Origin of the sequence: Hominimerdicola alba 8 (assembly GCF_000178155.2) — a bacterium.
GTDB classification, from domain to species: domain Bacteria; phylum Bacillota; class Clostridia; order Oscillospirales; family Ruminococcaceae; genus Hominimerdicola; species Hominimerdicola alba_C.
Genome location: NZ_ADKM02000091.1, coordinates 66,530 through 92,489 on the forward strand (window position 1 = coordinate 66,530; position 25,960 = coordinate 92,489).

A 25,960-nucleotide genomic window follows, 5' to 3' on the forward strand; every position below is an offset into this window, starting at 1 on the left:
TTGGTCAGTTAAAAACTATGGTGCTGTCATTCAGCTGTATCAGCAGTTTTCTGTTTATCGTTCCCGTCTGTGGGTATAACAAAATCCTGATCTATCACCAGCGCCTTTACGCCCTTTACGTGGGCGGCGATCTTTGAGGTGTCGGTGACATTCAGCTTGCCGTCACGGTTAACATCTGCCATGTCGCGCTGTTCGCTGTCAGCAGGTGCGCGTCTGCCTTTGGTGAAAGCCGATGACAGGGAAGTATCGGTAACGTTTATCTGACCATCGTGGTTGATATCGCCATACTGATAGACTTTTACATCTATGGAAGACATCTCACTGTCCGCCGTGATGCTTGAATGTACAGGTGCGCAGGACTTCTTCACTACCCAGACTTCATACTCGCCGTCGGGCAGGTCGGCATAGAATGTGCCGCTTATCACAGCCACTACATTGTATATCACGCCGTCACTGCTGACAAATGAAACTTCGGTGTTGTCTTCATTTGCACCCTCTATGCTGACCGCTGTGTTGCAGTTGAACTCTATCAGGTCAGTGCGGTCGCCGCCCTTGTAGTCTTCGGGCGCTACTATATTAAAGGTGTTCGTGGTCGTGCCGCTGTAGTTGCCGATGCCTGTGACGGTCACGGTAGATGTGCCTATCTCCAGATTGTTTTCATAGCTTACTCTGTAGTCAATGCCCTCAATGAGTTCTTCGCCCGATACCTGACTGTTCAGCGCAAGCCTTAGCATTATGGGCTTGCCTGTGTATTTCACTTCGCCCAGCTTTGTTTCAGCCCACGGGTAACCGATATCTGCGGGCAGTATCTCAAAACTGAGTTCCAGTGTGTCCACGTAGTCGCCCATTCCCTTTACGACCGCCATGCCTGTGCCCGCATTGCGGTTATTTTTGTAGGTGACAGTGTAGTCGCTGTTTTTTACGAGGGTGTAACTGCCTTCTTTGATGGTCAGCTTAGGTTCGATATCTCTGCCCGTGTAGTAGATGCCCTCGCTCTTGAATGTGATATCCAGTTTTGAAAGCGCCGCAGGGTCGCGCCTGACTATCTCAAAAGCGACTTTTTTCTCGCCGCTGAAATAGCCGATACCTTTGATGATGACATAGCCTGTGCCGATAGCCGTGTTGTCGGTATAGCTTATCGTGTAATCTGTATCAGCCGTCAGTCGCTTTTCGCCCGAAAAAACCTTTATCTTCGGTTCGACTGCCGAACCTGTGAAGATGTGTTTCTCCTCAGTGAAAGTCACCTCAGCCACCGCCACAGAAGTTGCGGGCATTATCTCGCGGTCGATCTCCTTGCCGCATATACTGCATTTGCGGTATCTCAGACCCTCATCAGTTTCGGTGGGCAGAGTTTCGATTATCCAGCCGCCGCGTTCGTGCTTGTGGGTAATGGTGATGGCGGCGCACTTTTCGGGGTAATAGTCCTGCGGTGAATGACCGAGATAGCAGTAGAGGGTACCCTCCTGCTTTGCCGTGATAAGTGCGGTCGCGCCCGACTCTATCCTGTCAGCGAGGTCTTTGTAGCTTCCGCCGTCAGCCGCGTAAAGCAGACGATATCCGCCGCTGCTGAGAGGGTGGTCGTACCCGTTTAAAAGCATTGTCTGACCTATCTCCAGTTCGTAGCTGTCCTTTTCAAAGCCTAAGGTGTAATCGCTGTCGTCCAGCAGGTCGAAATAGTTGACCTTGTAGCTGATGGGTGTTTCAACGCCGTCTTTGTAGATGCCTTTTATCTCCACATCGACCGCATCGTTCTCAGGCAGAGGTCCGGGGTTGAATATTATACATGTCCCGAAACCCATGTACTGGTCGTTGATATTGAAATACCCCACCATATCGCTGACGCTGTTCGACGAGTTTTTGTCAAAAGTCCATGTCTTGCCCGTCAGCTTAGATGTCACCTTTACCACGACTTTGTCCCTGTCGGGCTTGTCGTAGGTGTTGTTCAGCGTCACCGAGTAGGCGTAGCCGTTCTCGTTTTTGCCTATCAGTTCGTTGGGCATCTGTGCGGGCGGCCAGCAGAGGTAGTCCCCCGTGAACTTGTCCGCCCTCGTCCTGTCCCTGACATACATGGCAGTGCCGAAACCTGCGATGCCGAGCCCCGTCTTCTTCATTTCGGGGTTGAGTATCCACCGCCTGTGCCCCATCGAGGGAATGTTCATCGAGTCGGTGTCAGACATGTAGCCCTGTATAACAGATGTCTGTATATTCATGTAGCCCTTGCCGATATTGCATTCGCCAGATGCCTTGTAAGCCGCCGCATAAAGTTCATCGTCCATGCCTGCGGGCTGTTTTGGCTGATGGCTGAGCGGCTGGTCGCTGTTCATGTATATTATCAGGCTGGCATTCTGCGCCGCGATGTTGTAGCTGTCATCAAGTTCCACATCATAAGGCAGACCTGCCAGATATCTACAGAAATTGATGGAGTTAAGCCCCTCTTCCAGCGTGTCCTCCGCGACCTTTCCGCTCTTGACAGGGGAAACCGCAGAGTAGGCTTCTGCGTATTCGGGAGCAGTGTGTATATTGAAGAAAAGCCTGTCATACATGTCTTTTATTTCAGCCTGCGTGTGTCTTTCAATGTCATAAGCGCTCACCGAGAATATCGTAGCCGCCGCCGCTATCGAAGCCATAGCCGCTGTGACTATCCCTTTTAACAGTTTCACGGTCATCGTGATCCCTCCTCATGTTCACGGTCTTACCGAGTTGGATATACGTCTGTGTGTTATCTGAATTGTCAAAAGACATGCGGTGTGCATTTTAAGTGATCTGCTATGAAAGAAAGACATACTTCAAAAAGGGGAGCGATGCTGTTCTTCTCGTTAAAATGCACATTGATTTGGTTTAAGTATAGCACATTTTTGCTTTTATTTCAACAAAAATGCGGTGGCATTTAGAACGAATTTGCAAAACTTGCTTTGTGGATTTCCACCAAAATATAAATCGTTTAACGTGCGTAAATGGGCGGCGCAAGAGCATTTGTTTGTCAAGATGCTGTGATGTAAACGTTACCTTAAAAGCTAATTTGTGATAAGTGATAATTTTTGCCTGCGGTCATTGAAAAAACTGCGGAAATCTGCTATAATACAACCATTGGAAGATAGGGCGGAAATGTCCGCCGTTTATTTATTTCGGGGTGAGTTTCCCCGTTAAAGAAAGGCTGGGTACAATAATGAAAAAGATGCTTGCAATGACACTGGCACTGACCATGAGCGCACTTGTATTTGCATCATGCGGCGATACCGCTGATGAGAGCAAGGCTGATGCCACCACAACAACTACCACCACTGCTGCTGAAGAGAGCGTTGCTGAGGAAGAGTCCTCTGCTGCTGAGGAGAGCGCAGCTGAAGCAGAGTCTTCTGCTGCTGAGGCAGAGAGCGAGGCTGAGGCTGAGCCTGCTGAGAGCACTGCTGAGGGCGAAGGCGAGTCCGAAGGACCTGCTGAGTTCGATATAACTAAGGTAGAGGGCTATGATGAAGCAGCTACCGAAACAGTTATCGAACTGCCTGACCAGATATCCGATGCGTGGGCAAACGGTCTGGGTTCATATTCTTTTGACGAGGGCAGCGGTGATAACTTCATCGACGGCAGAACTTTCGACAGAGATAAGGATGTTCATATGGTCGTTGAGTTCGAGTATACCGAAACTTTCAACAAGATGATAGAGGACGCAGCTACCGACCAGCATAAGACACAGATAGTTATCGGACCCAGCCATGCAAACGGCTGGACCAAGTTTGGCGAAACTTTTGAGGGTCTGGTTACAGATTACCCCTCAGTAAATGACCCGAACCTGACTGAGTATGTCGTAGCGAACGGCGAAGATCTGGCTACTCCCGAAACTAAGGACACCAAGCCCAAGGGCGACCAGGTATGGCCTGATGTATTCGTTAAGGGCGATGGTTTCATCAAGATAGGCAATCACGATGTCAAGTCCATCGAGTTCACCATTCCCGCAGAGCAGATCAATGCACTTATCGATAACTCCACTCCCGATCCGGAAGATCCCGAAAAGTGGGGCGATGGCATTCTGTTCCAGATCGGCGGCAATATGTACATCACCAAGATCACTATAGATCAGGGCAATGTATTCCTCAAGTCGCAGATCGTTGAAAGCGGCATGGCATAATTATCAAGCATAAAATGCTGATATCCCCTGCATATGCGGGGGATATTTTTGTTTTGGTCTGAAACTTGTGCAGAGTGTACTATGATGGCATCTAACTATTGTGCAAATACACAAAAATAATTGCCGAGTTATGTTGCCGTTGTTCATAACGGGGAAAATGTGCGGCAAAAGCCTCATGACTATTTACAAAGCGGCGGGAGTGTGATATAATCCTTTTTACAGAGGGAAAGGAATTTACCTCTGTAAACTTTTTTTGACCGCCCTTGTAAGGCGCTGCGATACTGTACACGCTCATGCGGGTGCAGAGAGAGATAAATATTCCTATGGAGGCTTCAGATAAATGAAAAAAATGATCGTGTTGACAGCAGTTTGTATGGCGCTCATGCTTTGTGGCTGCGGCAGTAAAGGTTCGGCTGAAAAGAAAGAAGATGTCACTGCACTGACTACGGCTGATGAGATGATGACTTCCGATGGTCATACCACCGAGAATTTCTCGATACCGCCCCGTGAAACTTTTGCAGAGGTACCTGCTGAGGCTGAACAGTCTTTCGACAGCGTGATACAGATAATCGACAAGACATTCCCGAAAGCTAAAAAGAGCGTAAAGAGATATTACGGCTATCTTGGCGAACAGCAGGTCGATGGCACACTCAGCTATGTTTTCGCCATCTATGACAGCGTTGAGGGCGTTCATACTCCCGTTGTCACCGCAGCAGTGACCGCCGATAACAGCAGGGTCTATGCACTTGATGAAGACAGTGAACAGTTCTGGCTGATAGAAGAACTCACCCCCGTAAAGGAAAAGGCTGAGTTCAGCTGGACGGTAACAGCTTCCCCCGATGAAGTGACTACCACAGAAGAATAACAGTGAGCGGACGATGTGTCCGCTCTTTTATTTTGTTTGCTTAATTGATACCTCGTATATTTCCATGCTTTAGGCATTTCCGACTATTGAAATGAATGACATGTTATGTTATAATATATTATGTATGATTTTTTTACAAAGAGGTGTTTGCACGCATGAATAGAGAAGATCTGCTTGACTTCAATTTCGACTGGCGTGATGAAGAAACTTTCAAGCAAGCGCTGAAAGATTCCAATCTGTCTGAAAAAGAAAAACTCAGGCTGCGTGATGAGCGTATGCGCAGGCTCGAACTTGAAGAACTGAGAGCCGAGAACAGCGATTATGATGATTATGATTACGACGACGATGATGAAGAGTTAGAAGAACCTCAGCCCGAAGAGAATGAAGTAACTGATGGTAAAGAAAAAAATGATAAAAAAGACAGGAAGAGCAAAAAGGGTAAAGACCCCGATGGGCTGATAGTCGCTATAAAGGGCGATTACCCCATGCGCAAGACTTTTGTGGCGCTGCTTATGTGCATCTTCACAGCGATATTGCCTTATGTTTCCTACATGCACTCGCAGCCCGGCAGTGAACTGACCGAGAAGTATTTCACCTTTGAAAACGGCTATATCACCGACTGGTTCCTGTTCCAGAAAGAGTTTTTCGTGGTCATAGCTGCGGTCATACTCTGCGGTATCTTTCTGGTGGAAGAATTCTTCGTTGAAAAACACTGGAAAGATATCCCGCTGCGCAAAAAGAATATGCGGCTGCCGCTTGTGCTGACAGGACTGTACGCATTGCTGCTCATCATATCGGGTATAGCTTCCGAACATAAGGAACTTGTCATGATGGGCGTTGTCAAGCAGTACGAGGGTCTGCTGGGCGTGCTGGGCTACCTTATAATATTCCTTGCGGCGATAAATTATTTCTGCGATACAAAGTCGCTGAAACGTTTCAGTTGGGCGATGATAATCACGACCCTTGCCGCAAGCATCTTTGCGGTGATGGAATATATGGGCTATCCGCTGCAATCGACCGAGTTTATGGCTCATCTGATAGCCCCCGCTGATAAGTACGAGGTCGCAAGATCTCTTCACAGTACTTCCAGCAACGTGCATATCACCTTCTTTAACTCCAACTATTTCGGCTCTTTCTGCGGACTTATGTTCCCGCTGACCGCCGCACTGGGTCTTGGCAGTAAGAATATCGCCATGAAAATACTGGGTCTTACCGCTGCCGCAGGTATCGCAGTGGGCGCAGTGCTTTCAAACTCTTCGGGCGGACTCTATTCAGTGGCAGGCAGCGGCGCGATACTATTTATAATATACCTTATATACTGGTGCCGCGGAACTATCAGGCGCGTGCCCGCGCTTATAGCTTTTGTCTGCGCAGCAGCTGTCTGCGCAGCAGGCATGTTCTATATGGTAAATTACAATGACGGATTCCGTAAACGCTTCACAGAGGTCGTAAACAACGGTTCTTCCTCGAAGACCACTGTTGAAGAAAAACGCGCTAAACTCGCCGCTGACCACTTCGTACTGAAAGAGATATGTCAGGACGGCAGCAAGCTGGTACTCGATGACTACAGCGGCAACACCGTCACTGTTGAGGGCTACCTCGCTGACTCAGGCATCAACGCAGTTCGCTTCTACGATACTGAGGGCGAACCTCTCGATACTTATGTCGATGACGACAAGTGCTACTGCTTCACCGATGACAGATATCTCAACTGCAACTTCAAGTTCTCGGTTTCGGATAAGCTGTATATCGATCTCGGCTATGAAAAGAAACTGGTCTTCCAGTACGAGGACGAAAAGTTCAAGCCCTACGTTCACAGCCTCTACACGATGGAAGAGATAAACACCTACAAGGGTCCCGAATTCTTCAAAAAAGACCTCAGCGCCTTTACAGGTCGTTTCTTCATCTGGGGCAGCACCATCTCGATGCTTGATGACTGCATACTCATCGGCAAGGGCAGCGGCAACTATGTCACTTATTTCCCGCAGTATGACTATGTCAGCCTGCTGGAAGTCTACGATACCCCCGCGATGGTGGTCAATAAGCCGCATAACTGGTATCTCGGCGTTGCGGTAGACTCAGGCGTGATCTCGCTGATAGTCCTGCTGACACTGCTGGGCGCTTTCCTGGTAAAGGGCTTTAAAGCAGTCATACTCCACCCTGTTCAGGATCGTTTCACTCACCTGAGATTGGGCATCTTCGTTTCGGTGATCGCTTTCATGGTGGTCGGCATAGTAAACGACAGCTATGTGTGCGTCAGCCCCGTGTTCTGGTTCATATTCGGCGTGGGCTGGTATTCGGTAAGCGGAAATAAAGTCATCGAAACAGACTGACTTCACTAAAAAGTATAAATTGCCCCTGAGCGCTCTTTTAAACGCTCAGGGGCATGATTTTTGTATCGGTATATTTATAATATGACTATCCCTTTAGCACACCAACTAAAAATGCGGTAAACAAAAGGATAATTGAGCGCCCCATATCTTTCCCCCGCCTGCGGCGGGGGAAAGATATACGCCAACCACATTAAGTTCTGTAAAACCGCTGTTTTTGTGGTGTATCAGCGGGATAACCATATATTATAATGACTGCACAAAAAAGCGGAAGCACCCTAATGCTCCCGCCAAATTTTTTCTAAAAAATAAAACTCCCGTCCATGTCAATAATTATGAATTATGAATTATGAATTATGAATTATGAATTCAGATCTCCCCTTCTGCGTGGCGGGTGACATGACAGCCTACATTGACCGATACAGGCAGACCCGCGATGTGAGTCGGTGCCTGCTCGATGTTTACTGCAAGACATGTCTGCGTGCCGCCAAAGCCCTGAGGTCCTATTCCCAAACGGTTTATCTTCTCCAGTATCTCAGCTTCAAGGTCGGCGTACAGCTTCTTGGGGTTACGCTGACTTACAGGTCTGCACAGTGCCTTTTTCGCAAGATATGCACACTTCTCAAAATCACCGCCGATGCCTACGCCTATCACGATGGGCGGACATGGGTTCGAGCCTGCCTGCGCACATACGCCCACTACCCAGTCGATTATCTCCTCGCGGGTAACAGACGGTGTCATCATTTTCAGCTGTGACATGTTCTCACTGCCGAAGCCCTTAGGCGATACCATGATGTGTACCTTGTCGCCGTCAACTATCTTAAGGTGTACCACAGGCGGAGTGTTGTCACCCGTATTGACACGCTCAAGAGGGTCGCCCACTATCGAACAGCGCAGCCGCCCGTCTATATAGCCGCGCGAAACGCCGTTTTTCAGCGCTTCGTTCAGCGAACCGCCGACAAAATGTACGTCCTGACCCACTTCCATGAAGATAACAGCCATGCCGGTGTCCTGACATATCGGTATAGTTTCGGTGCGGGCAACGTTTATGTTCTCGATTATGTCATCGAAAACATTCTTTCCCACCACCGATTCTTCACGCTCTCTGCCTGCCTTGATACAACTCTCCATATCTTCGGGCAGATAAAGGTTCGCCTTTATACAAAGCTCTCTCACAAGCTCTTCTACTTCTTTGACATTTACCTCACGCATTTTTGGTTACTCCTAATTTATAGATTATAAAAACAGCCCGACCGCCAAAACTATCACCCATACTGCCGCAATGCCTGCCGCGATGGATCTGCTGACACGCCATGTGCTTTGGTAGGCTTCTGCCTGTATATCGCTTATCTTCTCTACAGCGATAACAGGGCTTTGCGGACGCTTGCTGTCATACATCAGCTCCATCTTCCCGCCGACTTTCGGTGAGTATGGTGAAAAATCGTTCTCTGTCACCGGAGGTGTGGGCGGAAGTTCAGCCGTGTACTCTCTTCCGTCAGCGGTGTAGCTGACATGCAGCCGATACATCGCCGCACTCTTCGTCTGTGTGGGCTTGCGTATTACCTGCACCATGATGACTTCGCCCGCAGTGCGCCTGCCGTTCTCTCTCAGCCGCCTGTGCTTTCTGTAGGAGAATATCGGTGCGATGCACAAAACTTCGGCTATCACGGTCATCAGCGCGGCGCATACCCATGCCGTGACTGCAAAAACAGTTTCCATCACATGTTCAGCAGAGTTTTTATCTCGCTTATCACAGGTATTATGTTGTCAACAGTCTTGACCATCTCGAACAGCCTCAGCCTTTCTTCCTCATCGATGATGCCGTCCCTTGCGATATCTACAAGGTCTTTCGATATCTTGTCAAGGTCAGATGCAGAGTTTGCAAACTCTATAACGATGCGGTCGAGATTTTTCTCTATCTTGACAGGTGAGGTGTCGCGCAGAAGAAAATCAGTGGTCACACTGAAAAAGTTACTTATCGCCACTATCTTCTCAGCATCGGGCAAAGACTGCCCCAGTTCCCACTTGGAAACTGTCTGCCTGCTGACATCCAGCGCATCTGCAAGATTTTCCTGCGAACAGCCGCTTCTGTTCCTCAAAAAAAGCAGCTTATCTCCGATATTCATACTTCAAACTTCCTTTCTCAATGCCCTCATGCAGTCTGTGGGCAGGCTACTATAAAAGACCTTCCATGACATTATAACACAAATACCTTTTCTTTGCAAGATGTTAGCGGCAATTTACTTCATAAAAAATTGAGGTCATCATGACGGTAATGAGAAAATTGTGACCCACGTACATATCTGTTGCTGAACGAGTCTTGAAAAATATGAATATTCTATAACTTTTTTAACGCAGGTGAAAAAACTCTTGTAATGTTAAGAAAGATGTGATATAATACATAATAGATATAAATGATTAAAGATAAATCTGTTAACAATATACAATTTTTGCATCTAAAATAGTGCTATGGGGGGTCTTTATGAAAAATGACCATAAACAGCGCACGCTGATAGGCGTTGTGATCAATGAACCCGATCTGGATTTCTACAGCAAGACCATGTACTATATCCAGAAAGAGATCTTCGCGCATGATTCCGATGCGGCAATATTCAATACTCTGCTGACACAGGAAGATCAGTTTTGTATAGAGAACTCTGTTTTTTCGCTGATAAACCCCAAGCTGATAGACGGTTTGCTGGTGTTCGGCGGTACTATCAGGTCTGAGGAGGTATCTGCCGAAGTACGCCGTTTTATCGATCACAGCGGCATTCCCGCTATCTATGTGGAAACCGATCCTGTTACTCCTGCCTGTGTCATGTTTGATAATGACGAATGTACCGACAAGGTGGTGCGCCATCTTACCGAGTGGCATAATGTCCGCGATGTCTGTTATGTCAGCGGACCTGAAAAGAGCCTTTTTCATCAGCGGCTTCTTACCAGCTTCCGCAAGTCGTTTGCCGAACAGGGCATAGACCTTACCGAAGACAGGGTATTCTACGGTAATGACTGGGTCTGTGATTTCGGTATTATCGCAAATGATATCATCAGACGCGGTCTGCCAGAAGCTATTGTCTGCTGCAGTGATTTTACCGCAGCGGGAATGCTGGGCGCTCTCAGTGAAAGGGGAGTCGATGTGCCCGAAGATGTCATAGTGACAGGCTACAGCCGCAATGAGCCTTTTGCATCTGATTATGTGAACATAACGGGCATCGAGCGCCGCCCCGAAACAATGGCGGTCGAAGCTGTCCGCAGGCTTATGTCCGCAGTTACGGGGGAAGAGTATGTCCCCGCTGAGAAAAAGCCTTGCTGCGTGCTGCGCAAGGGTGTCACCTGCGGCTGTGAGCGTATCGACTATGCCGCTCTTGCAAGGTCGGCTATGGACAATATGGTGTCAACAAGGCGTGACGGTTTCGACTCCTATTACAATGTAATGTCTGAAAACCTCATCAGTGCCGTCAATATGGACGAATTTCTATGGCGGCTGGACTGGTATACAAAATATCTCGGTGATTTCGAGGGCTTCTGGCTCTGCCTGAATGACGGCATAATGCACGTTCCGGGCGATAAGCTGGAGGGGTATTCCGAAACGATGTACATACCCTACAGCCATCAGAACGGCGCGGGCGCTGTTCCCGGCGGTGCAGGCTTCAATCGGCAGGAACTCCTGCCTGCTATTTTTGAATCGCGTGACAAGCCGATGGCTTTCATCTTTAACTGCCTGCATTTCAGACATGTCAATTACGGTTATACTGTGCTCAGCTATGGCGATACAGGTGCGTTCTTCGATAGGCACTATGTAATGTGGCTGAGGTATACCGCTATTGCCATAGATAAACAGCGCCGCCATATGCTTTATAATGATACGGTATCGGAAGATCAGGTCAGAGATCCGCTGACAGGTCTGCTCAACGTGCGCGGCTATAAGAATATAATGAAACAGCGCTGCGGCAAGTTCAACTTTCCTGATAAGCTGATGCGCATAATCTCGGTGGATGTCGAGAACCTGCGCGGCATAAACTCGGCTTACGGCTACGGTGAGGGCGACAGAGTTCTTCAAAGGCTGGGCATGGTGCTAAATAACAGCGCAGGCGATGACGACATCTGCGTAAGGGTCAGCGGTGATGAATTTTTCATCTGCGGTCTTATAGATGCGGCTGTTCCTGTCGATGATGTGCCTGGCAACCTCGAAAGGAACCTCGATGCTTTCAATACAAGTTCAAACTTTGATTACGGTGTGCATTTCTACACTTCCAGAGTGACTGCCCCCGTGACCACTCCCGATATCCTCGACACTCTGCCATATGAAGCCAACTACCAGCGCACGCTGGTCAAGGATAACCACAATAAGAAGCGCAGGGTCATCTCCAATGAAGATGGCTTGCAGATATCTGACAATTTCGACCCCGAAGAGCGCAAGCTGGTGTCGAAGATGCTCAATGACAATCTGCTCACCTACCACTTCCAGCCGATAGTCAGTGCCAAAACAGGCGATATCGTGGCGTATGAAGCGCTGATGCGTTCGGGCGGAGATATCAAGCTGTCACCGATATCGATACTCAACCACGCCGCCGCTATGGGCAGACTTGATGATGTAGAGCGGCATACCATGCACAATCTCTTCAAATTCTGCCATGATAATAAAGAACAGCTGGGCGACAGACAGCTGTTTATAAACAGTATACCGTCATGCACCCTTTCCGATAAGGAGTTTGAAGAGTTATGCGATAATTACAGCGATATACTGGACAGAATAGTCATCGAGTTCACTGAACAGACCGAAGCGAGCCGTCAGCAGCTTGATAAGGTGATCGAACGCCGCGACCGCAGAGGTTTCGGCATAGCCATCGATGATTACGGCACAGGCTACTCGAATATCAGCAGTCTGCTGACTTTCATGCCCAACTGCGTCAAGATAGACCGAAGCCTTATCATGAATATCCACGAGGACAAGCGTAAACAGCACTTTGCGCAGAATATAATAGACTACGGTCACGACAATAATTTCAGGGTACTGGCTGAGGGCGTTGAGAAGTCGGAAGAACTGCGTGCGCTCATCGGCATGGGCATAGACCTGATACAGGGCTACCTTACCGCCAGACCTGCCCCGAAACCTGTCACCATGATAAGACCCGATATACGTGACAAGATAAGGGAATGCAACCGTATCAGCGAATCTGTCAGGGTCAAGAAGACTTTCTTCACCTCAGAAGCACAGGAGATATCGCTGATGTCGCTGGATTTCGATAATTATACCGAAGTTTTCGTGACCTCTGATGAGTGTACGCTCAAAGGCACCGAAGGATACGACTCAGCACTTACCATTCGCATCAAGGACGGTCTTGACTGCACACTGCGTCTGGTCAATGCACACCTCTCCTGCGAGAACAATGATGCCTGCATAATCATCGGCAGAGGAAGCAGGCTTACCCTTGAGATAGTGGGTGACTGTGCTCTCGGCGGACCTGTCAGCGTGACTGCGGGCGCATGGCTGGATATCGTCGGTGACGGCGACCTGACCATGACATCAGCCACCAACCAGAGTTACGGTATCGGCGCAGACCCGTTAAGTTCCTACGGCGGTATCGGAGTCCATCTGTGCGGCAAACTGGATATGAAGCTGGACGGCGAGTGCTGTATCGGAATCGGCGGCGGCTATTCCAATGAGATGAGCCGCATAGATATCGACTGCAACGAACTTAATATCGAACTGGCAGGCAAACACCTTGTCTGCGTGGGCAGTTCCGAGTCTGAAACTGCCATAACGGTCAGAAATACCAAGATGAAGCTGAGCAACCGCTGTGTTTCGGGCATAGCTATCGGAAGCAGCACAGGCAAGATAACAGCAGTCATTGAGAACAGTGAACTTATCTACGATGCTTCGGGTGATACCATAGCGGGCATCTGCTCAACAGCCTCCGAAAACAGCCTCGCAGTGCTCAAACACTGCAATATAAGCATGCTGATGCGCGCCAAGAATATAGTCGGGATAGGCTCTGAACAGGGCGCTATGTCTGTGCTGGCAGAAAACTGCGATCTCAATGTGGTCTGTGAAGGCGCAAAAGCTATCGGCATCGGCTGTTTCAGCACCGAAAGCACCATAGCGCTGAAAGAATGCAGAGGCAAGGTGAGCGTCAGCTCCAGTCAGGGCGCAGCCGTCACCGCAGCAGACGGCAGGCTCATCATTGAGGGCGACAAACTCGAATGCCTGTATAACGCGTGATGATATCAAAAGCAGCGGACATGCTCCGCTGCTTTTTGTGCGTGTGCCGGTCAAGAAAAAGCCTGCGAAAACGGTTTTATAAGGAAACGTTTAAGTTGTCCGCCGGGAACATTTTTGAGCGAAGCCGGAGATTTTCGCGAAAACGCCCTCAGCCGATGAAAATGATATCCGCAGATATCCCGATGGACAGACTTGACATCAGAACAGGCTGAAAAATGGTGGTGAAATTGTACATAAATACTCAAAATACTATATGTAGTATGACTAAAGTTGCTCTAAGCCGCATAAATTGTTGTTAATCAAACCGGTAATTTGCACAAAGAAATACCAATTGTACCAAATTCTGCCCGAAAACGTTTTATGAAAACGATAACTGAAATTTTCGGTACAAAAAAACAGACACGCAAGGAATAATCGATAAAAGTCATTCACATTTTATGTAAAGTTTGTACACTGTTTTTTGCGTGTGTTGCTGTTTTTACAGAAATTGGAATGACGAAAGTTACACATAGGTTACAAGGTTAACATGTAACTTGACAAACTGCACAAAACAAGGAATGGCAGTTTGTTTAATGCTACATAATTTATTACATCAGGCATAAAAATCTTAAAAAACACTTGAAATTTGAAAGAAAATATAGTATATTTCTAATTGACGGAAACGTTTAAGACAATTACGAGGGTGAAAACACGAAAACGTTTTTACCAACAGAAAGGCGGAAACATCGGATGGTTTCATTAAAAGATATTTCCGTTCGCTGCGGCGTTTCGGTCGCTACGGTCAGCAAAGCGCTGAACGGACATAAGGACGTCAGCGAAGCGACGAGGGAAAGACTGCTGAAAGCTGCCAAAGAGATGGGATATTTCCCGAACTCACAGGCACGCGCTCTAAAAACGAACAAAACGCTGAATTTAGGCGTAATGTTCTCCGATGAAGCGGGCAGCGGTCTGACTCACGAATTCTTTGCAAAAGTGCTCAACAGCTTCAAGATAGAGGCTGAGGCGGCAGGATATGATATCACGTTCATCAACAAGAACGTCGGTCGTCAGAAAATGTCAACTTACGAGCACTGCAAGTATAGGAATGTTGACGGCGTGGTCATAGCCTGTACCGATTTCTCTACTCAGGATGTCTATGAAGTCATAAACGGTGATATACCTGTTGTGACGATAGACCACATATTTGACTGTCGCACCGCGATAATGTCAAATAACGAGAAGGGTATCGAAGAACTGGTGAACTATGTGGCTGATATGGGTCACAGGCGCATCGCTTACATACAGGGCAACCGATCGGCTGTTGCGGACAGAAGACTTGCGGGCTTCTGCAAGGCTTGTATGAATCGCGGGATAGAAGTTTCACCCGAGCTGCTGCTTGCCGGGGACTATCACAATCCCGAGAAGACCTATGAGCTTACGAAGGAGCTTATTGCGATGAACGACAGACCTACCTGTATTTTTATGCCGGACGATTATTCGTCAATGGGCGGTCTTGGCGCGATAAAGGATTCGGGACTGTCGGTACCGAACGATATCTCAGTGGTAGGGTATGACGGGATAGCTTACTCACAGCTGTTGTCGCCGAAGCTCACAACGTATTTGCAGGATACGGCAGAGATAGGCACCGAAGCGGCGAAAAAGCTGATATCGCTGATCGAAAATCCACAGACGACCTTTACTGAGGTCGTAACAGTAGACGGACGGCTGATAGAAGGCGCGTCAGTCAAAAAGATCATATAGGCATTGACCGCGGCAAAACCGCTGCGGTGAAATAATATGATAATGCAAAATAAGGAGGAAATTTATCATGGCAAATCTGAAGAAGTTACTCGCAGGCGCAATGGCGCTGTGCATGGCAGGCGCAATGTTCGCATCTTGCGGTCCTGAGGAAAGCAAGAACGACAGCAAGTCGGGTAACACAAACGCTGGCACTAACGACAACAAGGGTGGCGAAGAAGGCGGCAACGAAGGCGGCAACGAAGGCGGCGACGCAGCAGGCGACCTGAAGGAGGAAAAGCTCCCTAATATCCCTCAGAATGTTGAAGGTAGCGATGCTTCCAAGAAGGTACTGAAGATCTATACATGGAACGATGAGTTCAAGAGCAGACTGAGAGCATTCTACCCTGAGTACGATGCAGAAAAGTCCGGCTATTCCATAGGCGCTGACGGTGCTGACGTTGTAGGCGAGCACGAGTACCTGAAGGACGGCACTGAGATCGTTTGGGTAACAACTCCTTCTGCTGATAACGCTTATCAGAACAAGCTGGACGAGGATCTGGCTAAGCAGGCTGATTCCGATGACAAGATCGATATGTTCCTGATCGAGGCTGACTACGCTCTGAAGTATGTAAATGGTCCTTATGTTAAGCCTGTTACCGATCTGGGTCTGACCGATGCAGATCTGGCTGACCAGTATCAGTACACCAAGGATATAGTAACCGACTCCAACGGTGTTCTTGAGGGCGTTTCCTGGCAGGCAACTCCCGGTCTGTTCGCTTACAGAAGAGACATCGCTAAGGAAGTTCTGGGTACCGATGATCCTACCGAAGTTCAGGCTCAGCTGTCTGACTGGGATAAGTTCAACGAGGTAGCTAAGAAGATGAAGGACGCTGGTTACTTCATGCTCTCCGGTTACGATGATGCTTACAGAACCTTCTCCAACAACGTTTCTCACGCTTGGGTAAACAGCAACTATGAGATCGTAGTTGACGATAACCTGATGAAGTGGGTTGACCAGACTAAGGATTACACCGACAATGGTTACAACAACGGTACATCTCTGTGGGATGATCAGTGGAATGCTGACCAGTCTTCTGCAGGTAAGGTATTCGGTTTCTTCTATTCTACATGGGGCATCAACTTCACTCTGGCTGGCAATGCAGGTGATGAACTCCAGGGTCAGTACGCAGTTTGCGAAGGTCCTCAGGCTTACTACTGGGGCGGTACTTGGATCTGCGCAGCAGACGGCACCGACAACCCTGATACCGTTGCTGATATCATGAAGGCTCTGACCTGCAACAAGGATATCATGCTGGATATCACCAAGAAGACTCAGGACTACACCAACAACAAGTCCGCTATGGAAGAACTGGCTAAGGACTTCTCTTCTGAATTCCTCGGCGGTCAGAACCACATAGCTCTGTTCACAGCAGCAGCTCCTAACATCGACGCTTCTAAGGCTGGTCCTTACGATCAGGGTCTGAACGAGTCCTTCCAGGCTGCGTTCAAGGATTACTTCCTGGGCTCTGTAGACAAGGAGACAGCACTGCAGAACTTCTACAAGGCTGCACAGGAGAAGTATCCTGATCTGAAGGTTGCTAAGTAATTTACCAACTTGACAATATAATAGTTTAAAGCGTAAGTCGGGGACGGGAATTGACCCGTTCCCGATTTATTTTTTGGTAAGTTATAAATAATGCAATACTGATATAGAGGGTGCTTGAATGAAACATAAGTCAATCAGCTACGCTAAATGGGGCTATATCTTTATTATTCCATTTTTTGTAGCATTTATACTGTTTAACCTTATCCCGCTCGTTTCGACTTTCTATAACTCGCTCTTCGAGAATTATAAGGGCAGAGGCGGTCTGGTACAGGTCGGTCCTAACTTCATAGGTCTTGATAATTTCAGAACGATGTTTGCTCCCGAGACCGAGCTGGGTAAATATTTTGGAAACACATTTGTTCTTTGGATACTGGGCTTTATCCCCCAGATATTCTTCTCGCTGCTCTTCGCTTCATGGTTCACTGACCTGAGAATGAAGCTCAAGACTGGCGCTTACAAGGTAATATTCTATCTGCCAAACGTTATCATGGCTGCTGCGATGGGTATGTTGTTCTATACAATGTTCGCTCAGAACGGTCCTATCAACAGCATTTATATGTCTATAACAGGCAAGGATTCTCCTTACATGTTCTTTGACAACGTGTGGTCACAGAGAAGCGTTATCGCTATCATCAACTTCCTGATGTGGTATGGTAATACCACTATCATGCTCATGGCTGCTATCAACGGTGTTGACCCCTCGCTGTATGAGTCTGCTCAGATCGACGGTGCAACTCCTTCGCAGACATTCTGGAAGATCACTCTTCCCCTTATCAGACCTATACTTCTGTATGTTCTTATCACTTCACTGATCGGTGGTCTGCAGATGTACGATGTACCTCAGATCATTACCAAGAACGGTGAGCAGGTACAGAGAACTTCGATGACCGTTGTTATGTATCTGCAGAAGCATCTGTACAGCAAGAACTACGGTATGGCAGGTGCGCTGTCGGTAATACTTTTCGTTGTTGCCGCTGTACTAAGCCTGATAGTATTCTATGTTACAACTGAAAGAGAACCTAAGAAGAAAGTGAAGAAAGGGGGTATAAAGTAATGGCAGCACCGGTAGATGCAGTTGGCGAGATGAGTAACTCCAAACAGCTGCTTATCAGACGTGTAATCAGCTACACTGTCCTTACTATATTCGCAATTTTGTCGTTGTTCCCCTTCTTTATCCTTCTTATTAATATGACCCGTGATACTAACTCTATCCAGAAGGGTTTCTCCCTCGTTCCGGGTTCGTACCTTATTAAGAACTTTAAGACGGTACTCGGCAAACACGACTGGAAGATGCTCAGCAGCTTGAAAAACAGCCTTATCATTTCCGGTCTGACAGCTCTGCTGTCTACATATTTCTCGGCTCTGACCGCATATTCCATCCACGTTTACGACTACAAGCTGAAGAAGTTCCTGTTCACCTTCATTCTGATGATAATGATGGTTCCTACTCAGGTATCTGCGCTCGGTTTCGTAAGACAGATGTCAGACTGGGGTCTGACCAACAGCTTCATCCCACTGATCATTCCTTCCATCGCAGCACCTGCTACATTCTTCTTTATGAAGCAATACATGGACAGCGCACTGCCTCTGGAGATCGTTGAAGCGGCTCGTATAGACGGTTCGGGTGAGTTCAGAACATTCAATGAGCTGGTAACTCCTATCCTGAAGCCCGCTATCGCTGTTCAGGCTATATTCACATTCGTGTCCAGCTGGAACAACTTCTTCATTCCCGCACTGATCCTTGATGACAAGAACAAGAGAACTCTGCCTATCGTTATCGGTATCATCAGAAGTGCCGACTACGCATCGTTCGATATGGGCGCGGTTTACATGGCTATCGGTATCTCTATCATACCTGTTGCTATCGTTTACCTGATACTCTCCAAGTTCATTATCCGTGGTATCGCATTGGGTGCAGTTAAGGGTTAATGCACTAAATAAGCCTATAAGTTGCTTATCATATTAATTTCGGAAGATCGCTGCATTCATTTTAATGGGTGCGGCGATTTTTCGCGCTGAGAAATAAAAAGCAGATGACCGACCGCCTGATGCAGTCAAAGTCATCTGCTTTTTTTACGTATATCCTGCTGAAATAGGGTCATTCCCATTTTTTCCAGATGTCAGGGCAATAACCGACAGTCGCCTGCCTGCCGTTGCGGACAATAGGTGCTGCGATAAGGCTGGGCTCTTCCAACAGCTTTTCGCGCTTTTCTTCTGCCGACCCCAGATATTTCAGCAGATCAGCAGTCTGCCCCTTAGCCTTAGGATCGATGAGTTTCTCAATTTCGCCAACAGCTTTCAGCACCGAGTCGAACTCGCCGCCGCTCATACCCTTGCTGACCAGATCGACCGACTGGAATTTTATTCCGCGCTCCTTGAACCAGCGTTCTGCCTTTTTAGTGTCAAAACTCTTTGCTTTCCCGAAAATCTGTATGTTCATCTCTTCACCTCAGTGTAATAATATACCGCCAGCTGAGTCCTGTCCCGCAGCCCCAGCTTGTCCAGCAGATTGCTTATGTAGTTGCGCACAGTGCCCTCTCCCAGAAACAACTCTGCCGCTATCTCCTTATTGCTCAGCCCCGAAGCCACCGCCTCCATGATGTCCCGCTCCTTGTCGCTTATGCCGTGTGCCGCAAAGTCAAATTCCTCCCTGCGGGTCATAAGTTCGGGCAGTCGGCTGACTATCTTCTCGCCAAATACGCTCTGACCGTTCGCCACAGCCTCCAGCGCTGCCGCTATGCCCTCGAAATCCTGTTTGAGCATATAACCCTTAGCCCCCATACTCAGCGCCTTGACGATGTACTCGTCGTCGTTGAAGGTGGTCAGGTAAAGTATCTTTGCATCGGGGTGTGCCGCAAGTATTTTCTCGCCCGCTTCCAGACCCGTCATGCCTTCCATGCGTATGTCCATCAGCATAACATCGGGCTTCAGCTGTTCATACAGCCCGATGGCTTCTTCGCCGCCGCCTGCCATCGCCTCAACGGTTATGCGTCCCGTACTTTCAAGTATGGTCTTCAGCGAAAGCGCCACCAGTTTGTCATCGTCTGTTACAATTATCCTCATATTAACCTCACTGCCTTATGCAGAATTTATTGCTGAATATCAACGTCTGCGGACAGATATTTTTTTGTACTGTCAAGCAGTCTGAAAAGCCGCCTGTACCTGTTGCAGGCGAGAAAGATCACTCTGCCGCTGAAAAACTCAGCCCTCACGATATTGAAATATCCTTCGCGGTGTTCAGGCGGTGTATCATCATCTGTGGGGAGCATTTCGGGCTTTGGGATGCTTTCGGGATCTTTGCCCATGCTTTCAGCGAAACGTCTGTTGGCTTCGTACAGCGTCATCGCCAGATAGTTATGCGTCTCTTTCACTCCCATGTCATCAAGAGGAGACGGGTCGCACGCCTGATCGGTCAAACGGACGGACATCAGCTTGTCAAGCGGCAGATCTGTCACGATAATGCCTTTGTCGTATTCCAACAGCCGCTTGTCGGTCAGCGCAAATTTTCGGGTCAGACCGCCTGATGCCATCATCGGAAGCGAAAGCACTGCCCAAAAGCCTGCCAGTCCGCCCCACAGCTGCAGCAGCATCACAGGTTCTCTGAGACCGTGTGACCCTATGATAACTGCTGAAAAAAACACAGCGGGTATCATAAGTATCCATACAGGCACGCCCCAATGACTGAAAAACACAGCCGGTCTGCCGTACCAAAGCAGTTTTTCGTTACTGTCCAACTGCTTTTTCCAGAATGGTTTGTCAAAAAACATTTGCTGTTCCTCCGTATTTCTATTACGATTATACCACACCCCCGCGAATAAAGCAAGACTGATATCGCAAAATAAAAAGGGCAAAAAAATAGCAGGTCAACGGTGACCTGCGGAAAATAAAACAAAAAAACTATGTGTAGAACAAAAGAAAGGAGACAACAAAACGGATGTTAATTCAATCAACTATTCGATTTCCTTAACACCATCTATATTATAAACTGTTTCCCGCGAAAAGTCAAGGGGTGTTTCGGAATTTTCTGAAAAAATAGCAAATTTCAGCAATGTGCACAATTTTCATTTTTTTATGTTTGCAATACCACTAACAAAACCTTAAATAGGGTAAAAAGCATTTAAATTCATTATTTTTGTTAACATTTCCATGTGAAGAAACTGTTTCATATTTTATCATGATAGCATGCAAACGAATTAGAACGCAAAAGTTCACTTGCCAAAAATTGCTTTTTTGTGAATGAATAATTGCGCAGTGATGACCCATAATAAGACCAGAAACGGTGTAAAAGCCGAAAAGAAAGGACTGATACGAATGCTGGATAGGATAGCCCTCGCGCTGCTGATAATCGGCGGCATCAACTGGGGATTGCTGGGCATCTTCGAGTTTGACCTGGTAGCTTTCATCTTTGGCGGACAGGCTGCGTTCCTGTCGAGGATAGTTTATACACTGGTGGCGATATCCGCCGTCTGGTGCATCTCGCTCTTCTTTAAGGACAGAGAACTGCTCCCCGACCCCGCGTAGTTCATCGCTGAGCGCCCTGCATTCCATCGAGCGCAGGGCAGGGAAGTCCCCAACACCCATCGCGCACCCGTCACGGGCTTGCAGCGCGTAGGGAAAATGCCGCGCTGTAAGCCGACATGGGGACTTTTCTGCCCTGCGCTTGTTCTGTTTCGGCTATGTGACCCAAGCGCCGCAGCGATAACATGTGTATTCTGACCGCCCCACGCTCACTCACAACTCCATAAAACGCTTTCTGCCAAAAAAAGCGAACAGAATATTTCTAATTAAAACACAATTCCATCACAATTATGCTTTATAATGTAGTCTGTAACAATGTATATTATGTGATGAAAGGAATTGTTTTCTATGATAAAGAAATTTGCTGCGCTGCTGCTGGCGCTTTCCCTCTGCGCAGGTTCACTGGCGAGCTGTGCAGGTAAAGATGACGGCAAGGACAGCAAGGCTGAAAGCGTAACTGCCGAACAGGATACTACTGCCGCTGAGGACGATGCCGGTCCTGCCGGTCCTGTACAGGAAGAAGTACTGCCTGTCGCATCTCTCACCGTTGACGGCAAGGAGATAGATACTGCCAACTACACTATGATGACCGTTGACGGCATCGATATCAGCTTTGATGAGTTCAGGTTCTATTATTTCTATAATCTTGACAGCTATAAGCAGAACTATGGTGTGACCGAAGATGCTCTGCGCGATAATCAGGTGGCTTATAATTCTTTCCTCTCGGAAGTCGTAAGGGCTATCAAGCAGGAACTCGTTACCGATAAACTCGCCGCAGAACACGGCATCGTGCTGGACGATGAAGATCAGCAGGTCGTTGATAACAATATGCAGAATGCAAAGGCAAATTATGACTCTGAAGAAGAATTTCAGAAGGACATGCAGCGCGCACATCTGACAGAAGAGATCTATAAGAAAATGTTCGTCCGCGCCCAGACATATAATAAGGTGATGAGCACACTTTTTGCCAATGACGGCGAATTTGCAACTTCTCACGATGATTTCCTGAAAATGATACAGGATCCCGAACAGTATGCCCATGAGGTACATATAATGATACCTTTCTATTCGCAGGCAGAACTTGATGACAGCACTGCTGAGGGCTATGATGAACTGACTCTTTCCCAGAAGATAGGCGCCAAGAGCGCGGCTTATTCCGCACTTGACGATGAAGCTAAGGAAACTGCTAAGGCAAAGGCTAAAGAAGTTGCTGAGGAAGCCCTCGAACGTGCAAAGAACGGCGAAGATTTCAATAAGCTGGTTGAAGAATACGGCTGGGATATCGGTCTTGAGGACCCGACTAAGGGATACTATATGAAGAAGGATAACACGGGCGGCTACCCCGAAGATCTGCTCGATGCGGCATTCTCACTCAAACCGGGCGAAGTTGCCGATACACTTGTGGAGAATGATACTTTCGGCTATTTCATAGTAAAGCGCATCGAACCGGATATGGACTACGTAAACGAGAATATCGACTCGATGATAGCTTCCAACGATCAGCCTGCTATACAGGAAAAGTTCACTGAGATAATGGATGCGATGGAAGTTACCTACTGTGATGTATGGAACAAGCTGACAATCGACAGCATAACCTGATGAGATCATCAAGCCCTGCTCATATGAGCGGGGCTTTTTTACATCACGGACACAGATATGCAAGCAAAAAAACACCGGGTCATTGGCGAATTTCTTCAATAGTTTTCAAAAATCATAAAATACAGATGACATATCATACAAACCCAAAAAATATCGAATTTTTTTTCAAAAACCTATTGACAAACGGACGGTTATGGTGTATAATAGATACTGTTGTGAGGGACGAAACGAAAACGAAACGAACTTCACAAAGTAAATATGGGGGTTTAGCTCAGCTGGGAGAGCATCTGCCTTACAAGCAGAGGGTCACAGGTTCGAGCCCTGTAGTCCCCATCAGTCAGAGAGTGCGCAGAATTTTTCTGCGCACCACTTTTCTGACACGGCCCGGTAGTTCAGTTGGTTAGAACGCCGCCCTGTCACGGCGGAGGTCGTGAGTTCGAGTCTCATCCGGGTCGCTTAAATATGCTTCTGTAGCTCAGTCGGTAGAGCAGGGGACTGAAAATCCCCGTGTCGGTGGTTCAATTCCACTCGGAAGCACCATTGCGGATTTAGCTCATCTGGTAGAGCGCCACCTTGCCAAGGTGGAGGTAGCGAGTTCGAGCCTCGTAATCCGCTCTCTTTATCCCGATGCAGAGTGTCGGGATAAATTTGATAATGCGGGTTTATTTCAACGCTAGAATACCTTTCTTCCTGAGAGGAGAAACTTGTTTAACTCAAGTGACCCGCTCCACCGGACGCCGATAGTCATCGGCGTTTTTCATATGCGGATTTAGCTCATCCGGTAGAGCGCCACCTTCCCAAGGTGGATGTGGCGAGTTCGAGTCTCGTAATCCGCTTCTATAGCACGCGGATTTAGCTCATCTGGTAGAGCGCCACCTTGCCAAGGTGGAGGTAGCGAGTTCGAGCCTCGTAATCCGCTCTTTGGGTCTTTCTTTTGAAAGACTTGAAAATAATATATGGGGGTTTAGCTCAGCTGGGAGAGCATCTGCCTTACAAGCAGAGGGTCACAGGTTCGAGCCCTGTAGTCCCCATCAGTCAGAGAGTGCGCAGAGTTTTTTCTGCGCACCACTTTTCTGACACGGCCCGGTAGTTCAGTTGGTTAGAACGCCGCCCTGTCACGGCGGAGGTCGTGAGTTCGAGTCTCATCCGGGTCGCTTAAATATGCTTCTGTAGCTCAGTCGGTAGAGCAGGGGACTGAAAATCCCCGTGTCGGTGGTTCAATTCCACTCGGAAGCACCATTGCGGATTTAGCTCATCTGGTAGAGCGCCACCTTGCCAAGGTGGAGGTAGCGAGTTCGAGCCTCGTAATCCGCTCTACAAAGACTCCCGATGTATCGGGAGTCTTTTTTTGACATTTTGCACCTTGAAAAACTGAGTGAATTGTGCTATAATAACAATTAGAGGTGATAAAATGGCAAATATTCTTGACTATCTTGACTGGCGCGGCGATATTCCGTTCTCAGTGTCGTCCTTTAACGAGGTCGATGCTCTCATACTTGCTGAGTTAAGCTATCTTCCCGCTGAGGAAATACTGCCCGCCGATATCAGCAAAACCGTCACGATAAGCGAACTCTGTGAACGATTCGTGCCCGATATAATCCCGATAGAAGACCGCATAGTCAGCTTTGATGACGATGTGAAGCTGCTGCATAAGCTGGCAGAATCCCATCGCTTTGACGGCATGCGTCTGATGGGCTATGTCAACCGCATTGACCCCGATGAAGACCTGCAATTCGCGGCTATGACCTGCATATTCGATAACTTCACCTACGTGGCTTTTCGCGGTACCGACAGCACACTTGCAGGCTGGAAAGAGGACATGAACATCAGCTTCATGAAAGAAACTGCCTCCCAGAGCATGGCTGTGCGCTATGTCGATGAAAACTTTGCCGATACAGATACCGTCCTTGTCTTTGGCGGACATTCCAAAGGCGGAAACCTCAGCGCCTACGCCGCCGCTTTCTGCAAGGAAGAGATACGTCAGCGTGTGCGGGCAATATTTGCCTTCGACAGTCCCGGCTTCAACGAAGAAGTCGCTGCCTCGCACGAATACCTTGCCATCACCGAAAAAATGATAAGCATTATCCCCCAGTCATCACTGGTGGGTCAGCTTCTCTCAGGCAGTTCGGAACCACGTATCGTCAAGAGCAGTGCAGGCGGCATCATGCAGCACTTTGCCTATTCGTGGCAGGTGCGCCGCAGCTGTTTCGATTACGCAGAGGAACTCTCCAAGCTGGGCGTTTTCGTCAACAAGACTATGACTGGCTGGATATCTTCACTTGATGAGCACGACAGACAAAGTTTCGTCGATGCGGTATTCACAGTCCTTGAATCTGCACAGAGCGAAACTTTCAATGAGCTCGGCAGCAATAAGCGCAAGTCCTTTGCATCGATAATCAAGGCATTGACAAAACTTTCGCCCGAACAGCAGTCTGCCGCCAAAAAAGCGCTCTCTCAGTTGGCTACCTATGGCAAAAAAGCTCTTCTTTCGGGTTTTGGTGACGACAAAGAACCTCTCAGGCTGACATCTTCGTCCAAGTAAAGATATTGGTGAGAATTCACTTATATCAACAAGAAAATTTGTGCTTTACGCTGAAAATGTTAATAAAGCGTTGATTTCAAAGTTATAATGGGTTATAATTAAATCATAAAATTTATTTCAATTTATCAGGGGGGATATTTTCATGGAACCGATAAAGGCTTTTATACAGAAATGGCGTGACAAACTGGCATATATGGAGTTCGGCGATCTTTTCCCGCAGGACCGCAAATGCGATACCCGCGATATCAGGAGCGTGCTGTTCTTCATAGGCATCTATCTGGGTGCATTGATAATCTGTGCGCTGCTTTTCGTTGTGCTGGGCGCTATACCTTATGTGGGCTGGCTGTTCAGGGTGATAGCTGTGCCTGTAGCTGTCTATGCGCTGGCAGGCATGCTGCATATATTGCTACAGTATATGAAGTATAACAGCTAGTA

19 protein-coding genes and 10 tRNA genes are annotated in these 25,960 nt (G+C 47.9%); 22 read left to right on the plus strand and 7 right to left on the minus strand.

Annotated elements, in window-relative coordinates; all coding sequences use genetic code 11:
• Positions 1-26 precede the first annotated feature (26 nt).
• A complete protein-coding gene (locus tag CUS_RS10565; protein ID WP_002850635.1) occupies positions 27-2,666 on the minus strand; it encodes a dockerin type I domain-containing protein in 2,640 nt (879 codons plus the stop codon).
• A gap of 500 nt (positions 2,667-3,166) precedes the next feature.
• Here CUS_RS10565 and CUS_RS10570 point away from each other — a divergent pair, with 500 nt between their 5' ends.
• The 3 genes from CUS_RS10570 to CUS_RS10580 all read left to right on the plus strand — a co-directional run bounded on the left by CUS_RS10570 (position 3,167) and on the right by CUS_RS10580 (position 7,321).
• The gene (locus CUS_RS10570) at positions 3,167-4,123 is read left to right on the plus strand and encodes a hypothetical protein (RefSeq protein WP_050792226.1); all 957 of its coding nucleotides are present in this window, start codon (positions 3,167-3,169) and stop codon (positions 4,121-4,123) included.
• A 340-nt stretch (positions 4,124-4,463) separates the two neighbouring features.
• On the plus strand, positions 4,464-4,988 hold the full coding sequence (locus CUS_RS10575) for a hypothetical protein (protein WP_002850628.1): 525 nt from the start codon (positions 4,464-4,466) through the stop codon (positions 4,986-4,988).
• A 155-nt stretch (positions 4,989-5,143) separates the two neighbouring features.
• Complete coding sequence (locus tag CUS_RS10580; protein ID WP_002850510.1) at positions 5,144-7,321, plus strand: O-antigen ligase family protein; 2,178 nt, start codon at positions 5,144-5,146, stop codon at positions 7,319-7,321.
• Positions 7,322-7,687: 366 nt separating this feature from the next.
• On the opposite strand, the gene CUS_RS10585 is transcribed toward CUS_RS10580, so the two are convergent.
• Genes CUS_RS10585 through CUS_RS10595 form a run of 3 tightly spaced genes read right to left on the minus strand, consistent with a single transcriptional unit; the run spans position 7,688 to position 9,444 of the window.
• Positions 7,688-8,530, minus strand: coding sequence for a fumarate hydratase (locus CUS_RS10585; RefSeq protein WP_002850466.1), 843 nt, complete (start codon positions 8,528-8,530; stop codon positions 7,688-7,690).
• A gap of 24 nt (positions 8,531-8,554) precedes the next feature.
• A complete protein-coding gene (locus CUS_RS10590; protein WP_002850653.1) occupies positions 8,555-9,037 on the minus strand; it encodes a DUF3592 domain-containing protein in 483 nt (160 codons plus the stop codon).
• The gene (locus CUS_RS10595) at positions 9,037-9,444 is read right to left on the minus strand and encodes a helix-turn-helix domain-containing protein (RefSeq protein ID WP_002850526.1); all 408 of its coding nucleotides are present in this window, start codon (positions 9,442-9,444) and stop codon (positions 9,037-9,039) included. The genes CUS_RS10590 and CUS_RS10595 overlap by 1 nt, the downstream gene beginning before the upstream one ends.
• Positions 9,445-9,800: 356 nt before the next feature.
• Here CUS_RS10595 and CUS_RS10600 point away from each other — a divergent pair, with 356 nt between their 5' ends.
• The 5 genes from CUS_RS10600 to CUS_RS10620 all read left to right on the plus strand — a co-directional run bounded on the left by CUS_RS10600 (position 9,801) and on the right by CUS_RS10620 (position 18,795).
• On the plus strand, positions 9,801-13,541 hold the full coding sequence (locus tag CUS_RS10600) for an EAL domain-containing protein (protein WP_002850710.1): 3,741 nt from the start codon (positions 9,801-9,803) through the stop codon (positions 13,539-13,541).
• A 729-nt stretch (positions 13,542-14,270) separates the two neighbouring features.
• The gene (locus tag CUS_RS10605; RefSeq protein ID WP_002850599.1) at positions 14,271-15,281 is read left to right on the plus strand and encodes a LacI family DNA-binding transcriptional regulator; all 1,011 of its coding nucleotides are present in this window, start codon (positions 14,271-14,273) and stop codon (positions 15,279-15,281) included.
• 67 nt (positions 15,282-15,348) lie between these two features.
• A complete protein-coding gene (locus CUS_RS10610) occupies positions 15,349-16,866 on the plus strand; it encodes an ABC transporter substrate-binding protein (RefSeq protein ID WP_002850720.1) in 1,518 nt (505 codons plus the stop codon).
• A gap of 118 nt (positions 16,867-16,984) precedes the next feature.
• Positions 16,985-17,920 carry a carbohydrate ABC transporter permease gene (locus CUS_RS10615; protein WP_002850613.1) on the plus strand — a complete coding sequence of 312 codons (936 nt, stop codon included), beginning with the start codon at positions 16,985-16,987 and terminating at the stop codon, positions 17,918-17,920.
• Positions 17,920-18,795: a carbohydrate ABC transporter permease gene (locus CUS_RS10620; RefSeq protein ID WP_002850455.1), complete on the plus strand. Its 876-nt coding sequence runs from the start codon at positions 17,920-17,922 to the stop codon at positions 18,793-18,795. Before CUS_RS10615 ends, CUS_RS10620 begins: the two co-directional genes overlap by 1 nt.
• A 169-nt stretch (positions 18,796-18,964) precedes the next feature.
• On the opposite strand, the gene CUS_RS10625 is transcribed toward CUS_RS10620, so the two are convergent.
• From CUS_RS10625 to CUS_RS10635, 3 genes are read right to left on the minus strand one after another with little or no spacing between them, the layout of a single operon-like run.
• Positions 18,965-19,306, minus strand: coding sequence for an arsenate reductase family protein (locus CUS_RS10625; RefSeq protein ID WP_002850659.1), 342 nt, complete (start codon positions 19,304-19,306; stop codon positions 18,965-18,967).
• Positions 19,303-19,929: a response regulator gene (locus tag CUS_RS10630; RefSeq protein ID WP_002850408.1), complete on the minus strand. Its 627-nt coding sequence runs from the start codon at positions 19,927-19,929 to the stop codon at positions 19,303-19,305. Before CUS_RS10630 ends, CUS_RS10625 begins: the two co-directional genes overlap by 4 nt.
• A 26-nt stretch (positions 19,930-19,955) precedes the next feature.
• Positions 19,956-20,633: a hypothetical protein gene (locus CUS_RS10635; protein ID WP_002850625.1), complete on the minus strand. Its 678-nt coding sequence runs from the start codon at positions 20,631-20,633 to the stop codon at positions 19,956-19,958.
• Positions 20,634-21,177: 544 nt separating this feature from the next.
• Here CUS_RS10635 and CUS_RS10640 point away from each other — a divergent pair.
• The 14 genes from CUS_RS10640 to CUS_RS10705 all read left to right on the plus strand — a co-directional run bounded on the left by CUS_RS10640 (position 21,178) and on the right by CUS_RS10705 (position 25,958).
• Complete coding sequence (locus CUS_RS10640) at positions 21,178-21,387, plus strand: DUF378 domain-containing protein (protein WP_037277117.1); 210 nt, start codon at positions 21,178-21,180, stop codon at positions 21,385-21,387.
• A 345-nt stretch (positions 21,388-21,732) separates the two neighbouring features.
• Positions 21,733-22,983 carry a peptidylprolyl isomerase gene (locus CUS_RS10645; RefSeq protein ID WP_002850668.1) on the plus strand — a complete coding sequence of 417 codons (1,251 nt, stop codon included), beginning with the start codon at positions 21,733-21,735 and terminating at the stop codon, positions 22,981-22,983.
• A gap of 260 nt (positions 22,984-23,243) precedes the next feature.
• Positions 23,244-23,316: transfer RNA gene (locus tag CUS_RS10650), tRNA-Val, on the plus strand.
• A gap of 48 nt (positions 23,317-23,364) precedes the next feature.
• A tRNA-Asp gene (locus tag CUS_RS10655) sits at positions 23,365-23,438 on the plus strand.
• A gap of 9 nt (positions 23,439-23,447) precedes the next feature.
• Positions 23,448-23,523 (plus strand) — tRNA-Phe (locus tag CUS_RS10660).
• A gap of 2 nt (positions 23,524-23,525) precedes the next feature.
• Positions 23,526-23,598, plus strand: a tRNA-Gly gene (locus tag CUS_RS10665).
• Between the two features lie 148 nt (positions 23,599-23,746).
• Positions 23,747-23,819: transfer RNA gene (locus CUS_RS10670), tRNA-Gly, on the plus strand.
• Between the two features lie 10 nt (positions 23,820-23,829).
• A tRNA-Gly gene (locus tag CUS_RS10675) sits at positions 23,830-23,902 on the plus strand.
• Between the two features lie 39 nt (positions 23,903-23,941).
• Positions 23,942-24,014 (plus strand) — tRNA-Val (locus CUS_RS10680).
• Positions 24,015-24,063: 49 nt separating this feature from the next.
• A tRNA-Asp gene (locus CUS_RS10685) sits at positions 24,064-24,137 on the plus strand.
• 9 nt (positions 24,138-24,146) lie between these two features.
• A tRNA-Phe gene (locus CUS_RS10690) sits at positions 24,147-24,222 on the plus strand.
• 2 nt (positions 24,223-24,224) lie between these two features.
• A tRNA-Gly gene (locus tag CUS_RS10695) sits at positions 24,225-24,297 on the plus strand.
• Between the two features lie 97 nt (positions 24,298-24,394).
• On the plus strand, positions 24,395-25,525 hold the full coding sequence (locus tag CUS_RS10700) for an Mbeg1-like protein (protein ID WP_002850536.1): 1,131 nt from the start codon (positions 24,395-24,397) through the stop codon (positions 25,523-25,525).
• Between the two features lie 142 nt (positions 25,526-25,667).
• Entirely contained in the window at positions 25,668-25,958 is a 291-nt protein-coding gene (locus tag CUS_RS10705) for a hypothetical protein (protein WP_002850703.1), read from the plus strand.
• The last annotated feature ends 2 nt before the right edge of the window (positions 25,959-25,960 follow it).